At 32.2% G+C, this 14,503-nt stretch carries 10 protein-coding genes; 6 read left to right on the top strand and 4 right to left on the bottom strand.

All coding sequences use genetic code 11. From position 1 onward, the window contains the following. Positions 1-8: 8 nt before the first annotated feature. A complete protein-coding gene (locus H1X92_RS09650) occupies positions 9-872 on the top strand; it encodes a helix-turn-helix domain-containing protein (RefSeq protein ID WP_180559940.1) in 864 nt (287 codons plus the stop codon). 381 nt (positions 873-1,253) lie between these two features. On the opposite strand, the gene purU is transcribed toward H1X92_RS09650, so the two are convergent. Continuing rightward, positions 1,254-2,099, bottom strand: a complete 846-nt coding sequence (gene purU, locus H1X92_RS09645; protein ID WP_180559939.1) for a formyltetrahydrofolate deformylase — start codon at positions 2,097-2,099, stop codon at positions 1,254-1,256. Positions 2,100-2,804: 705 nt separating this feature from the next. Between purU and rssB the strand changes: the two genes are divergently transcribed. Continuing rightward, positions 2,805-3,821: a two-component system response regulator RssB gene (gene rssB / locus H1X92_RS09640; RefSeq protein WP_180559938.1), complete on the top strand. Its 1,017-nt coding sequence runs from the start codon at positions 2,805-2,807 to the stop codon at positions 3,819-3,821. 155 nt (positions 3,822-3,976) lie between these two features. Continuing rightward, positions 3,977-4,885, top strand: coding sequence for a UTP--glucose-1-phosphate uridylyltransferase GalU (gene galU / locus H1X92_RS09635; protein WP_180559937.1), 909 nt, complete (start codon positions 3,977-3,979; stop codon positions 4,883-4,885). A gap of 858 nt (positions 4,886-5,743) precedes the next feature. On the opposite strand, the gene H1X92_RS09630 is transcribed toward galU, so the two are convergent. After that, positions 5,744-6,160, bottom strand: a complete 417-nt coding sequence (locus H1X92_RS09630) for an H-NS family histone-like protein (RefSeq protein ID WP_180559936.1) — start codon at positions 6,158-6,160, stop codon at positions 5,744-5,746. Positions 6,161-6,776: 616 nt separating this feature from the next. Here H1X92_RS09630 and H1X92_RS09625 point away from each other — a divergent pair. Further along, the gene (locus H1X92_RS09625) at positions 6,777-7,406 is read left to right on the top strand and encodes a thymidine kinase (RefSeq protein ID WP_180559935.1); all 630 of its coding nucleotides are present in this window, start codon (positions 6,777-6,779) and stop codon (positions 7,404-7,406) included. Between the two features lie 175 nt (positions 7,407-7,581). Here H1X92_RS09625 and adhE read toward each other — a convergent pair whose 3' ends face one another. Then, on the bottom strand, positions 7,582-10,248 hold the full coding sequence (adhE, locus tag H1X92_RS09620; RefSeq protein WP_180559934.1) for a bifunctional acetaldehyde-CoA/alcohol dehydrogenase: 2,667 nt from the start codon (positions 10,246-10,248) through the stop codon (positions 7,582-7,584). 503 nt (positions 10,249-10,751) lie between these two features. Here adhE and H1X92_RS09615 point away from each other — a divergent pair. Next, positions 10,752-11,396 (top strand): YchE family NAAT transporter, encoded by a 645-nt coding sequence (locus H1X92_RS09615; protein WP_180559933.1) that lies wholly within the window; start codon positions 10,752-10,754, stop codon positions 11,394-11,396. A 478-nt stretch (positions 11,397-11,874) separates the two neighbouring features. Here the strand turns inward: H1X92_RS09615 and cls are convergent, their stop codons facing one another. After that, on the bottom strand, positions 11,875-13,335 hold the full coding sequence (gene cls, locus H1X92_RS09610; protein WP_180559932.1) for a cardiolipin synthase: 1,461 nt from the start codon (positions 13,333-13,335) through the stop codon (positions 11,875-11,877). Positions 13,336-13,783: 448 nt separating this feature from the next. Between cls and H1X92_RS09605 the strand changes: the two genes are divergently transcribed. Further along, complete coding sequence (locus H1X92_RS09605; protein ID WP_180559931.1) at positions 13,784-14,491, top strand: TonB family protein; 708 nt, start codon at positions 13,784-13,786, stop codon at positions 14,489-14,491. The last annotated feature ends 12 nt before the right edge of the window (positions 14,492-14,503 follow it).

Genomic DNA, 14,503 nt, shown 5'->3' with positions numbered 1-14,503 from the left:
TAATCATTATGTTTTTCTCAAGAAAATTAGAAGCTTTTATGGCTGTTGTTGAACAAGGTTCATTATGCAAGGCGGCAAGAATATTGCACCGCACGGCGCCCCCTGTAGCAAAATCAATTAAAGATTTTGAAGCCGTATTAGGTAAGACATTGTTTAAAAGAAAAAAATCCGGCATGACTTTAACGAAAGAGGGGCAAGAACTTTATAATGATTTAAAAAATTTATATTTGCAGGAAAAAGAAATTACTAAAAGATATGTTAGTAATGAGTTTCGTAATGTAGTTAATATTTATTATGATTGGGGTAAAGATCATCACTTGATAAAACTTTATCAAACAGCGGGTATTAATAAAATACCCATAAATGTTTTAAAATTTGATTATGATAAAGTAAATGAAATTTCAGATTATGATGGCAATATTTTAATTTTAAGTTCAGAAAAAATTGTAAGTGAACGTTTTATTTTGTTAAAAAAATTACAAAAAGAAGCTCTTGGTATTTGTTGCCGTAAACAACTTTACGAACATGCTGAAAATAATCTATTAAAATTATTGAATCAATTTCCTTGGTTGTGTGATCCTGTTTTATACAAAAGTCAATTTATTCGAGATATAGAATCAAAGGCGACGCTAGGAGCAAATAGGATCAATATTAGGTGGATGGAAAACAGCGGCTTCTGTGATGGATTAATACAAAATGGTGATTATATAGGTTTAACCGATAAATTACCGGAAAGCTGTCAATCAACCCCTGACATTATTTTTTTACCGTTAGATGAGCTTAGTATGACAAATAGTTGTTATTTTTATAAATCTAAGGCTCATGGTAGTATTTTGAATCGGTTTATTGATGCAATTGAAAAAATAAATTAATTATTAGGTAAAATATTTGATTAGCAAAATTATTGTTAACCTGCGGTTAATAACAGCAGCTTTTGCAACCTACGCGTTTACAACAATAAATAGACAGAATATTTATTTTAACCATTATAAGTACTTAACACTTAATATTTAAGAGTTTAATTAGCAGTGCTATTCTACTAATCTGTTGTTTAGGTGAGATTTAAATGTAATGAAAGTAACAGATTTTTAAACATAGTAAAAAATCATTTATCATAAAAATAATTAAATAAATTATTTTATGAAATATGAAATCTAATAGAATAATTATGATGGCTTAAAGGTAATATTATGTGCTTTATATAATAGTTACCTTTAAAAAATAAGTCAGTTTTTTTCAACTAGAAGGGTAAATTAGAGAATAATCGTACGGTTGCCATGAACAAAAACCCGTTGTGCTAATACCCAATATAAAGCGTGACTTAAGACATTTTTCTCAACGTCTCTACCTGCTCGCATCATATCCTCGGCAGTGTAACTGTGGTCAACATTAATCACATTTTGGGTGATAATAGGGCCTTCATCGAGATCATTATTGACAAAATGAGCCGTTGCACCAATGATTTTGACACCACGTTGATAAGCTTGATGATAAGGTTTTGCACCGATAAAAGCTGGCAAAAAAGAGTGATGGATATTAATAATTTTATTGGGGTAATGTTGAACAAAATCAGGTGTGAGTACGCGCATATATTTTGCTAAGATGACATAATCAGGCTCATAGAAGTCAATTTGTTGTTTTAATAAATGATCATGTTGTTCGCGCATTAAATTTTCATGGCTAATGAAGTGAAAAGGGATATTAAATTGTTCAACGAGTGATCTGAGTGTCTCGTGGTTACCAATTACAGCAGCAATTTCAACATCAAGGCCACCATAGGTGCTTTTCATTAATAGATCACCTAAGCAGTGCGCTTCTTTAGTTACCATAATCACAATACGCCGTTGATTTGAGGTACTTAATTCTCGTTTAGAGCCTAATGGTAAAGCATCTTCGAGATCGGCTAATAATGTATGATCGTTAAAAATACCTTCAAGTTCAGTGCGCATAAAAAAACAGTTCGTATGGTGATCAACAAATTCATTATTTTGAATAATATTTAATTGATGTTTATAACAAATATTTGTGATTTTAGCGATTAACCCTTTTGCGTCAGGGCAGATGGTACGAAGAATTTTTTTTTGTGTGTTCTGTTGCATGAATGGTATTTTCCTTAAAAATTTTTGTTACAAATATCGCAAAATAGCAAACTTTAATCTTATAACGATAAAATGCGGTAATTTTGACGCTTTTAGGTCAGTTATGGCAATGTTTTTTTCAAAATTTCATTAAATTTATTTTAAAAAGTATCTTTTTATTTTTGTTACTCACATTTTTATCATTTGGAATATTGATTAATTAAAGGCAAACAGACGCTATAATAGATAGTTATCAGTTATTTATGATTAATTAATCTGAAAACTTTAACAAGGTTCATTTTTATCTTTATATTCACTTTTAATTGGGTAAATAATGTTACTTAGCAGTGACTAAATCATCCCAATGCTTTTGATAATTCATCTATTTTCTTTGCTGATATGAATTTTAGATATTGATAATAAAGTAATAAATAGTTTTTTAGTTGCTAGAGTCAGGTTGAAAAAAACATAAGATAATTTTGATTTACAATAGAGATTATTTTGATTAAAGAAAAAAGGAACAAAATTAAGAAAGTAATTTCTAATTATAATAACTGTATAAAAGTAAACAATTGATTCCAATAAGTGAAAAAATAATTATATATTTCAATACAAAAAAATATATAACTTTAAGTGTAAATCCGTAAAATATTTGTTCTATCATAAGTACTATTTTCTAAAAAGATAATATCGTCAATGGCATTTTATGTTATGTAAGGCTGGCATATGAAAGGGAAGAAAATATTAATTGTAGAAGATGAGGTGGTTTTTCGTTCTGTACTGAGAAATTACCTTAAATCATTTGATGTGATTACTTATACAGCCAGTAATGGGCAGGAGGCGTTAGATATTATTAATGCTGTTGAGCATCTTGATTTGATTCTATGTGATTTAAGTATGCCCGTGATGAGTGGTGAAACTTTAATGCATAAACTAGTGGAAATGAAGTGTAAAATTCCAGTGATTGTTATTTCAGGCACAAATCGAATCAGTGATTTAGATAGAATGCTTCGACTTGGTGTAAAAGATGCTTTATTAAAGCCGATTGTTGATTTTGATGACGTCAGAGAAACAATTATACGCAATTTGTATCCAGATATTGTAGAAACAACAACCCGTTTATCTGCTGAACTTTCTCATATTAAGCAAATGATACAACACGAAAAAAATGATATTTTGCCAGTTTTACTAGAGCTGCAGCCTAAAGTAAATCAAACATTGGCAAATTATAAAATTAATTATCGGCAACTAAAAGATATTAATAAAATTGGATTAATATTTGATTTAGCAGAACTTTCTGATAAACAAATAGGTTTTTATTGCCTTGATATTGAGTATTCAGCGGGTGATGGTGTTATGGCTGCATTATTACTTAGAGTTGCATTTAATGAATTATTGCAAACCTATCTTAATAGCCAAGCCAACAGATTATTTAATATTAGTGAAATGCTTGAGCAAATAAATACTTTATTAATAGATTTAGGTATTAAAGGACAATTTCCAATTTTGTTAGGCTATTTTCACACTGAAAGCAAAACAATTGTATTAGCTTCAGCCGGACTTAATGTAAAACTAAAAACAGAGAATAAAGAAGTCAAATTATCATCAAATATGCCATTAGGTAGCTTACAACCAATGGCTTATCAACAAATAATAGAAAAGGGTACAGATTGGCAATGTAAAGTATGGAATCATAAACATCGACTGACATTAATGTTTAATTCATTGGTAGAAATATTATAATTAGTTACTTTTCACAGGATTGTTAACCTAGGCCAATTTTCTCTAGTTCGCTATTTATTTGGTACATTTTACTGCTATACTCGCCACATAAGTTGTTGAAAATCTATTTGTCTTATTTCATTAGCATATTGTATATAAGTAACTTGGAAGAAAAAATGCAACTAAAAAAAGCGGAAAAAAAAGTGAGCAAAGCAGTTATTCCTGTCGCTGGATTGGGAACTCGTATGTTGCCTGCCACGAAAGCGATTCCTAAAGAAATGTTGCCTTTGGCGGATAAACCCCTTATTCAGTATGTCGTGAATGAATGTATATCTGCCGGTATTCATGAAATTATATTAGTCACCCATTCTTCAAAAAATTCAATAGAAAACCATTTTGATACCAGTTTTGAATTAGAAGCAATTTTGGAAAAGCGAGTCAAACGGCAATTATTAAATGATGTACAATCTATATGCCCAAGTCATGTCACAATTATGCAAACGAGGCAAGGTATCGCAAAAGGGCTTGGGCATGCCATTTTATGTGCCAAACCATTGGTAGGGGATGGACCTTTTGCTGTGGTTTTACCTGATGTAATTATCGATCAATATTCATCTGATTTGAAACAGTATAATTTGACGGCGATGCTCAAACGTTATCATGAAACGTCAGCTAGCCAAATTCTTGTTGAACCGGTACCAAAAGAATTTGTATCTAATTATGGTGTTGTGGACTGTGACGGCTATGAATTAAAACCTGGTGAAAGCAAAATTATTAAAGGTGTTGTAGAAAAACCTAAAATTGACGAGGCGCCATCTAATTTATCTATTGTTGGCCGTTATGTATTGTCAGAGAAAATTTGGGCTTTATTAGAGAAAACCCCAGCGGGTGCGGGTGATGAAATTCAATTAACCGATGCGATTGAAATGTTAATAGAAAGTGAACCCGTTGAGGCTTATCATTTACAGGGTAAGAGCCATGATTGTGGTAATAAATTGGGTTATATGAAAGCATTTGTTGAATATGGTATCCGGCACGAATCTTTCGGTGACGAATTTTTTGCTTGGATAAAAAAAATATCTTAGATTGCTAATTATCAATAAATTTGACTCAAATCAATAAAAAATCCCTATGGTTTTTATATAAAATATTGCCTGCTTGTTATTATATATTTATTTTAACAAGTCCTATTTATACATGAAATTGAAAACAGTTTTATTGATTTTGTAGCTAGAGTAACATGTTGTATAAATGGAGATATTACATACTATTTCAAATAATAATAATTTGATTTATGCAGTTCATATATCGTTTTGCAGCTTGTTAAATTTTCTTATGTAAGTAAACGATTTTTTATCAATAATATTTACACTAACACTGATCATAATTATGATAGAAAAGTATAGTAATTATATTTAATTGATTTAGCATGCATCATATTAGCTATTTATTTTTTGTTCATAAGCTAATCTGTTTATTATTTCTATAGTAAATTTTTTCATAATGAATAGAATGAAATTTAACAACCTAACTAACAAAATAAATATAGAGTAATCTAATAATGAACATTGAATGCATGAGTTTATGACAATAAAAATCAACGATACTATTTCTGATAGGAATAATTTGAAATGTTTAGATGACAAAAATTTACATAACATGATGTATCGTTGATAACAAAATATTTATATTAATTGCAGTTGTATATTTTGATATAGACATCTTTATTAAGGGGAAGGTATACGTTAGCTATTAGTAAAAGGTAGCGATTAAGTAAATGTATTTAAGTATTATTAATGTTATTTTATACAGCAGGAATTTTTACTTTTGATATTTATTAGGCTTTATTAAGGTCGGTTATTTATTGTATGATAAATGTTAATAATATGTGTAATAAAAATACCCTTTATATAAAGGGTATTTTTAAAGTAGAGAAAGAACACTTAGATTAAAAAATCGTCTAATTTTTTACCTTTTTGTTCCATCGCTTTTTTAATGACAGCTGGTGTACGACCTTGACCGGTCCAGGTTTTAATTTCACCATTTTCATCTTTATATTGATATTTAGCTGGTCTTGCAGCGCGCTTAGTACGGCTGGATGTTTTTGAAGGAGCCTTTGCAGTAACTAGATCATCTAGACTGAGTCCTTCCCCTTCAAGTAATTTAATATATTTTGCAATTTTTTGACTATGAACTTCTAATTGAGCTCTCTCTTGTTTATCACTTTCGATTCGATCTTCTACAACGGTTTTGAATTTATCATATATTTCTTGCAATGATTCTAACGGTGTTTCTCTTGCTATAGCACGTAAGGTACGAATGTTATTTAATGATTTAAAATATTTCAATGAATCGCTCATTTTCCTGGTCTCGAATTAAAATGAATGTTGGCTGATGTCTACTAATAATAGAATGCTATTTTATTTTCTGCAATAGTGAAGTTACAAAATAAGGTTAAATTTATTGTTTTGTTAAACTTAAACTTCTTTGCAAAAGCAATATAAGCTTTTACTAGAAAATATTATATATCTTATATTAGATACCGAGGATACTTAAAAGTCTATACGAAAATGATAGTATTGCTTTTATATTTGAATTTCATTCATATGTAAAGACGATGTTTTTTATTTTTATTCAACTTTATGGTATGTAACATAAACTAAATTTTAACTTAATATGTGTAAAAGAGTTTGCTTATTAAGCTTTTGTTGAGTTATTACTGCTAGGTATCTATGTTTTATGATGAATGCTAGCTATTAATAATCTTTTCTTATCACATACTCTGTTAAAATAAAGACGTTGTTTGTAGAAAGTGGCATTTAAACATACTGACTTTTTCATGACTATAAACATTACTAAAAAATCTGTTATGTTAGTTATCAATATTTATAATCAAATGAAATGAAGAATAATGTTTGATAATGTATGTGGTAAACTTTCAAAATGTTTGTCTAAATAGGTAAGAGGAAAGGGCTAATGGCTCAGCTTTATTTCTATTATTCAGCAATGAATGCGGGTAAATCAACTTCACTACTACAGTCTTCATACAATTATAATGAACGGGGAATGAATACGCTTATTTTCACCGCTGAAATTGATACGCGATTTGTTCAAGGTAAAGTAACGTCCCGAATTGGTTTAGTTGCGGATGCACTATTATTTTCACAACGGACAGATATGGGAAGATTAATAAAAGAAAAAAATAGCTATCAAAAAATTCATTGTGTACTTGTTGATGAGTGTCAGTTTTTAACTAAAGAGCAAGTTAGTCAGCTTTGTGAAATCGTTGATTATGACAACATACCGGTTCTGTGTTATGGATTAAGAACAGATTTTCGTGGTGAGTTATTTATTGGCAGTCACTATTTGTTAGCTTGGGCAGATAAGCTTATTGAACTAAAAACAATTTGTTATTGTGGACGTAAAGCAAGTAGGGTTTTGCGATTAGATGATAATGGACTTGCAGTCTATCAGGGAGAGCAGATTGAAATTGGCGGCAATGAGAAATATATTTCAGTTTGCCGTAAACATTATATGGATGCAATTAATCACACTAAAAGTATTGAGGCAGGCGAAAAACCTTTTTCAATTGTTCCATTTAAATAAATTTGATTTCCTTTATTAGATTATTATTCTTAAATGAAAATTAATTACCTAAAATAACTATTTTGGTTTTAAATTATTTTCAAATAAGGATCGATAAAATATTTTGAGATTAAAAAAGCACCGAATATATATTCAGTGCTAATTATTAAATAAATGGTTACAAATAAAATGTCTATTAAATAGATTCTTTTACTCGATGACTTTTTTCCTCTGCAGGCAGAAATATATTTTTCTCTTCGGTAAAATTATTACCATAGTAAGAATCCAACATAATTTGTTTAAGTTCAGCAATCAGAGGAAAGCGAGGGTTTGCACCGGTACATTGATCATCAAAGGCATCTTCAGATAACTTATCAACTTTTGCTAAGAAATCTTTTTCTGCTACTCCGGCTTCACGAATAGATTTAGGAATACCAAGTACAGTTTTAAGTGTTGCTAACCAATTAAGGAGTTTTTCAATTTTGTTGGCCGTACGATCACCCGATGAGGTTAGTCCTAAATGATCAGCAATTTCACCATAGCGACGACGAGCTTGAGGACGATCGTATTGGCTGTATGCTGTTTGCTTCGTTGGATTATCATTAGCATTATAACGAATGACATTTTCAATTAGCAGGGCATTAGCTAAACCATGAGGTAAATGAAATTCGGATCCTAATTTATGTGCCATTGAGTGGCAAACACCTAAAAAGGCATTAGCGAAAGCAATTCCAGCAATAGTTGCTGCATTATGCACTCGTTCGCGAGCAATCGGATCCTTTGACCCATTTAGATAACTTGCTGGCAAATATTCTTTTAACAGTGTTAAAGCTTGCAACGCTTGTCCATCAGAGTATTCACTTGCAAGAACTGAAACATAGGCTTCTAATGAATGAACAATCGCATCGAGTCCACCGAATGCAGTAAGGGATTTAGGCATATGCATAACAAGATTTGCATCAACAATAGCCATATTTGGTGTAATTGCATAATCGGCTAAGGGGTATTTTTGACCGCTAGCATCATCAGTAACAACAGCAAATGGTGTGACTTCAGAGCCGGTACCTGATGTTGTGGTGATGGCGACCATTTTGGCTTCAACACCCATTTTAGGGAACTTATGGATCCGCTTGCGAATATCCATAAAACGTAAAGCAAGCTCTTCAAAATGGGTTTCAGGATGTTCATACATTACCCACATGATTTTAGCTGCATCCATAGGAGAACCGCCACCTAATGCGATAATCACATCTGGTTTAAAGGTATGCATTAAAGCGGCACCTTTACGTACAATGCTCAACGTTGGATCAGCTTCAACTTCAAAAAAGACTTCAGTTTCTACATTATAAGCTTTCAATACATTAACGACTTCATCAACATAACCATTATTGAATAAGTAACTGTCAGTAACGATAAAAGCCCGCTTAGCCCCATCAGTAGCAATTTCTTCCAGCGCTAGGGGTAGGCAACCACGACGAAAATAAATAGAATTAGGAAGTTTATGCCACAACATATTTTCTGCTCTTTTCGCTACCGTTTTAGTATTAATTAGGTGCTTAGGACCCACGTTTTCAGAAATGGAATTTCCACCCCAGGAGCCGCATCCTAATGTTAATGACGGAGCCAATTTAAAATTATAAAGATCACCGATCCCACCTTGCGATGCCGGAGTATTAATTAAAATACGGGCAGTTTTCATTTTTTCGCCGAAATAATTAACTCGCTCAGTTTGATTGTCTTGATCGGTATAAAGACATGAAGTATGACCAATACCTCCCATCTCAACCAATTTTTCTGCTTTTGCAACGGCATCAGCAAAATCTTTACTGTGGTACATGGCAAGTAATGGCGAGAGTTTTTCATGGGCAAAAGGTTCGCTCTCATCGGTATCTTTTACTTCCCCGATTAAAATTTTAGTGTTTAGTGGTACTTTTATACCGGCTAATTCAGCAATTTTTACCGCAGGTTGACCAACAATAGCTGCATTTAAATTACCATTTTTTAAAATAATATTTTGTACCGCTTTAAGCTCTTTACCTTTTAATAAGTAGCCACCATGAGTGACAAAACGTTCGCGCACTTGATTGTAAATTTCGTCCACAATGATAACCGATTGCTCTGACGCGCAAATAACACCATTATCAAAGGTTTTTGACATCAAAATTGAAGCAACTGCACGTTTGATGTCGGCAGAACTGTCAATAACTACAGGTGTATTGCCTGCACCTACACCTATGGCAGGTTTTCCTGAGCTATAAGCTGCTTTTACCATACCCGGCCCACCAGTTGCTAAGATAAGATTAACATCTGGGTGGTGCATTAATGCATTTGAAAGCTCGACTGAGGGCTCATCGATCCAGCCAATGATATCTTTTGGTGCACCCGCAGCGACAGCAGCTTGTAAAACAATTTTGGCGGCGTTGTTAGTGGCTTTTTTAGCGCGAGGGTGAGGGGAAAAAATAATACCATTACGGGTTTTTAGGCTAATTAAAGATTTAAAAATGGCTGTTGAAGTAGGATTGGTTGTTGGAACAATACCGCAAATTAAGCCAATAGGCTCTGCGATTGTCATAGTACCAAAAGTAAGATCTTCTGACAGAACACCACAAGTTTTCTCATCTTTATAGGCATTATAAATATATTCCGAAGCAAAATGATTTTTAATCACTTTATCCTCTATAATTCCCATACCTGATTCTTCAACTGCTAATTTTGCTAACGGAATGCGAGAATCAGCAGCAGCCAGAGCAGCAGCACGAAAGATTTTATCAACTTGTGCCTGAGTAAAATTAGCAAATTCTTGTTGTGCTTTTTTAACACGGGCGACAAGTTCATTGAGTTCAGTAACATTAGTTACAGACATAATGGTTACTCCTAATAAAATGTTAAATTTTTTTAGTCAATTAGCCTAGATTAGGAGCAATATAATTAAATATGAAATGACATATTTTATATAAGTGCTGGTTAGCTTTTAATAAGCTAATTAACTTAAAAAAATTCCATTATAAAAATAAAATAAAACGCTCATTATATTTATGAGTACTCAATAGATATATAGCTTACCATTTATAAATAGCGCTAAAGTGATCTTTATCAAAAAAAGTGCATACTGAATCAATTCAGTAATAAGATATATAAGGATAATTTCAATTAGCAATATAAGTGAATAGCGAAAAGTTAAGTTAACAAAATTTCGTATACCCGCTAATTTTGAAACTTATTTTGTTATTGGATTTAGTTTTTGAATTTTAGCTAGATAAGTATGCTACGCTAAGATAAAGTGTTTTTCCTGCATCAGCTAAATATTATTTGTTATGAGTAATTAATTTTTAGCTAAGCGTTAATATTTGATTGAGGGACTCAATTGTGGTTGGTACTTTACTGGATCTTCCTAATTATATTAAGTTTTTTTTAGCGCTTTTTGCGTTAGTTAATCCGATAGGAATTTTGCCTGTATTTATTAGTATGACTAATTATCAATCTGTGACAGAAAGAAATCGAACAAATTTAGTGGCTAATTTTTCTGTGGCAATTATTTTATGTATTTCGTTATTGGTAGGTGAGGTTTTTTTACAACTATTTGGTATTTCTATTGATTCTTTTCGTATTGCTGGCGGAATAGTTATTGCGGCCATTGCTATGTCTATGATCAGCGGTCGAATAGGTGAAGATAAGCAGAATAAACAAGAAAAATCAGAAAGTGTTATTCGTGAGAGTATTGGGGTTGTTCCTTTAGCACTACCATTAATGGCTGGGCCTGGCGCAATCAGTTCATGTATTGTCTGGTCTTCTCGTTGGCAGGGATGGCAAAATTTAGTTGGTCTATCGTTAACTTGTATCTTTTTTGCTTTGAGTTGTTGGTTACTTTTTCGCTCAGCAACAATTCTAGTTAAGTATTTAGGACAAACGGGCATTAATGTTATTACGCGTATTATGGGATTATTGTTAATGTCACTTGGGATTGAGTTTATCATTACAGGGACTAAATCGGTTTTTCCTGGATTACTTTAAACTAGCAATAATATCTTAACTCAGGGATCCTGATGATTTATTGATAAATTTTTGGATATTGATATTGTTATAAAAGCTATATTAATTATTTTATTTATCTAATAGTTATAACTTTTTAAGATTATTAATTCATTATAAAACTAAATTCAAAAGGTTAAAAAACGTTTTTTTGCTAAGATAGCGATATCGATTTTAGTTTAGATCTAATAGGGTGATTTGAAATTGAAGCATTTTTGTTAGTGATCCGTTTGATTATGATGCATATAAATATAAATTATACTTTGATTTGCCTAATTTAATAATTAGGTAATTAACTGTGTACACCATTAGTTATAAAAATTAGCTTATTTTTATAACTAAGATGTATATATCAATATCGCTAACTGACAATTATGGAAACAAATGTTATTCGTTGATTTAATGGCATTGGTTTAATTTAATAAAAATAATTTTAAAACCTGATCATTCTATAAAAATATTACAATAACGGACTAAAAAAATAGCAAATACGTTCAATAACACGGTTCCATAATGGGCGTTTATTCCAATTCTTTTGCATCAAAGGCGTAGAGCGAGCAATGTAGTCGTATTGAACTAATATTAGATCGTTACCAAAACTTTTATCATCAATAACAACAGTTATCTCAAAATTAAGCCAAAGGCTTCTCATGTCTAGATTAACAGAACCGATTAAGCTTAATTCACCATCAACCGATAGGCTTTTAGTGTGCAAAAGCCCATCATTGAATTGATAAATTTTAACGCCGGCTTCTAATAGCTCAGAATAAAATGCCCGGCTTGCCCAACGAACTAAAAAAGAGTTATTCCGGTTAGGGATCACCATTAACACTTCAACACCTCGCATCGCTGCAGTGCAAATAGCATGAATTAGATCATCACTGGGAACAAAGTAAGGGGTGGTAATGATCAGTTGCTTACGTGCAGAAAAAATAGCCGTTATTAGAGATTGCTGAATTAATTCCTCTGGAAAACCAGGTCCTGACGCAATAACTTGGGTTGTATGACCACTCGCTTGTTCAAATGGCATAATATTGGTATCGGGAGGAGGAGGAAGAATGCGTTGACCGGTTTCCATTTCCCAATCAAAGGCGTAAACAATGCCAAGTGTTGTGGAAACTGGTCCTTCCATTCGGACGACAATATCTATCCATTGTCCCACGCCGGCATTTTGCTTAAAAAAGCGAGGATCAACCATATTCATACTACCAACATAGGAAATATAGTTATCAATAATAATTATTTTTCGATGTTGACGGAGATCCATTCGACGCAGAAAAAAGCGGAACAAATTTACTTTTAATGATTCTATTAATTCTATTCCAGCTTCTCGCATTTTTTTCGGTTGATGGTTGTGAAAAAAAGACCAGCTACCGGCGGAATCAATCATAATTCGGCATTTTATACCTCGTTTTGCTGCATTAATCAGAGCTTCTGTAACCTCATCAACTAATCCTCCGTCTTGCCAAATATAAAATACCATTTCGATATTGTAATGAGCTGAGTTAATATCGCGAATAATGGTAGTCAAAGCATCTTGATAATTGGTTAAAAGTTGAATTTTATTACCTTTAACGCCGCCAATTCCTTGTCTTTTTTCGCATAGTTCAAATAAAGGTTCAGCCACTCGGCTATAACTTTTACAAAAAATATGTTTAGATTGTTTGAGTTTTTCTAGCCAGGTTTCCACTGAAGGCCACATACCCTTTGCCTTCATTACTCGTCGTTTGCCAAGGTGTAACTCACCAAAAGCCAGATATGCAATAACGCCAACTAATGGAATGATATAAATAATCAATAGCCAGGTTAGGGCAGAAGTAACCGGGCGTCGTTTTAATAAAATGCGTATAGTAACCGTGGCGATCATTAGCCAGTATAGAAAAAGTAAAGCCCAGTTTAATAATATATAGACGGTTGCCATAGGCAAAGATGTTCCTATCTTAGAGTTAATGAAGACTCTTGATTATCTGGTTATTCACTATAGCAAAATAAAATTTGTTATGAATATTAAAAGTATGATTTTTAGCTTAAGTGAAAGTAATTTAATGTATTTTATGAATATTTAAAATATTTTTATATTTTTTTACGCTAGATGTATGCGTCATAATTTGTCAGATCAACTAGTCATTTATTATTTTACACCACAAATGTTAAGCTCGGTTATTTTAAATGAATAAATGTATTAATGATTGGTTAATTTTTGCAGCTTGTTATGTTGATATTGTTAATTAGAAACTCGATCACTGCCTAATCTTATCGACTGCAAGATACTTTTTTAATCTTAGCAGGCTATCCTTATTGAATATGATTGCTATTTGCATTTAGAATACAACTTACTTAATTTGCTTAATTTAAGAAAGAATTTTCTCATGCGTTGGATTCGTTCGGCTTCATTTATTGGCTTATCATTATTTCTTCATGCTTCGTTAGCAATATCTTGGTTTTTACTACAGCCAACGTTATCAGCTTCGACAACTGAATCTATGTCAGTAGCGATGGTCACCTTGGCTGCACCTAATGGTATTAGCAAGTCGGTTAATGTCGCTGTTAATGAGCCAGAAGCGGTTATACAACCTAAAATAGAGTCTGATGTTGAACCCACAATGGCATTACCTATGAAAAAGAAGGTTATGCAGAAAAAGTTAATTGCTGAACAAAATCCTAAATCTAAGCAGTTATTAGAACAGCATATTAAAAAAACTATTGTTGAACAGCCAAATCAACAACAAGCTAATGTAGTAAGCAATGATAATGTTGGGGTTAATAACCATCAGCAGGCTAGCCCAATGGATTCATCATCCATTGCCATAGATGGTCCTAAGGCATTAAGAATTCAGCATCCAGATTATCCAGATCGCGCTCGCAAATTGGGTAAAGAAGGCTATGTAAATGTTCTGTATGATATTGATGAAAATGGCAGAGTTGTTAATCTTGAAGTAGTTGATTCATCACCTAGAGGTATGTTCGAAAGGGAAGTTAAGCGCGCGATGAATCGTTGGTATTATGAAAAAATTCCGGCTAAGGGATTAAAAAAGACATTCCTCTTCAAAATTGATGGTTCAATTAATCTTTCTTAAATTGGTTTGACT

Source organism: Arsenophonus endosymbiont of Apis mellifera, from assembly GCF_903968575.1.
Taxonomy (GTDB): Bacteria; Pseudomonadota; Gammaproteobacteria; order Enterobacterales; family Enterobacteriaceae; genus Arsenophonus; species Arsenophonus apicola.
Note: the sequence above shows the minus strand (reverse complement) of the source record. Positions and strands in the feature narration are given on the sequence as shown.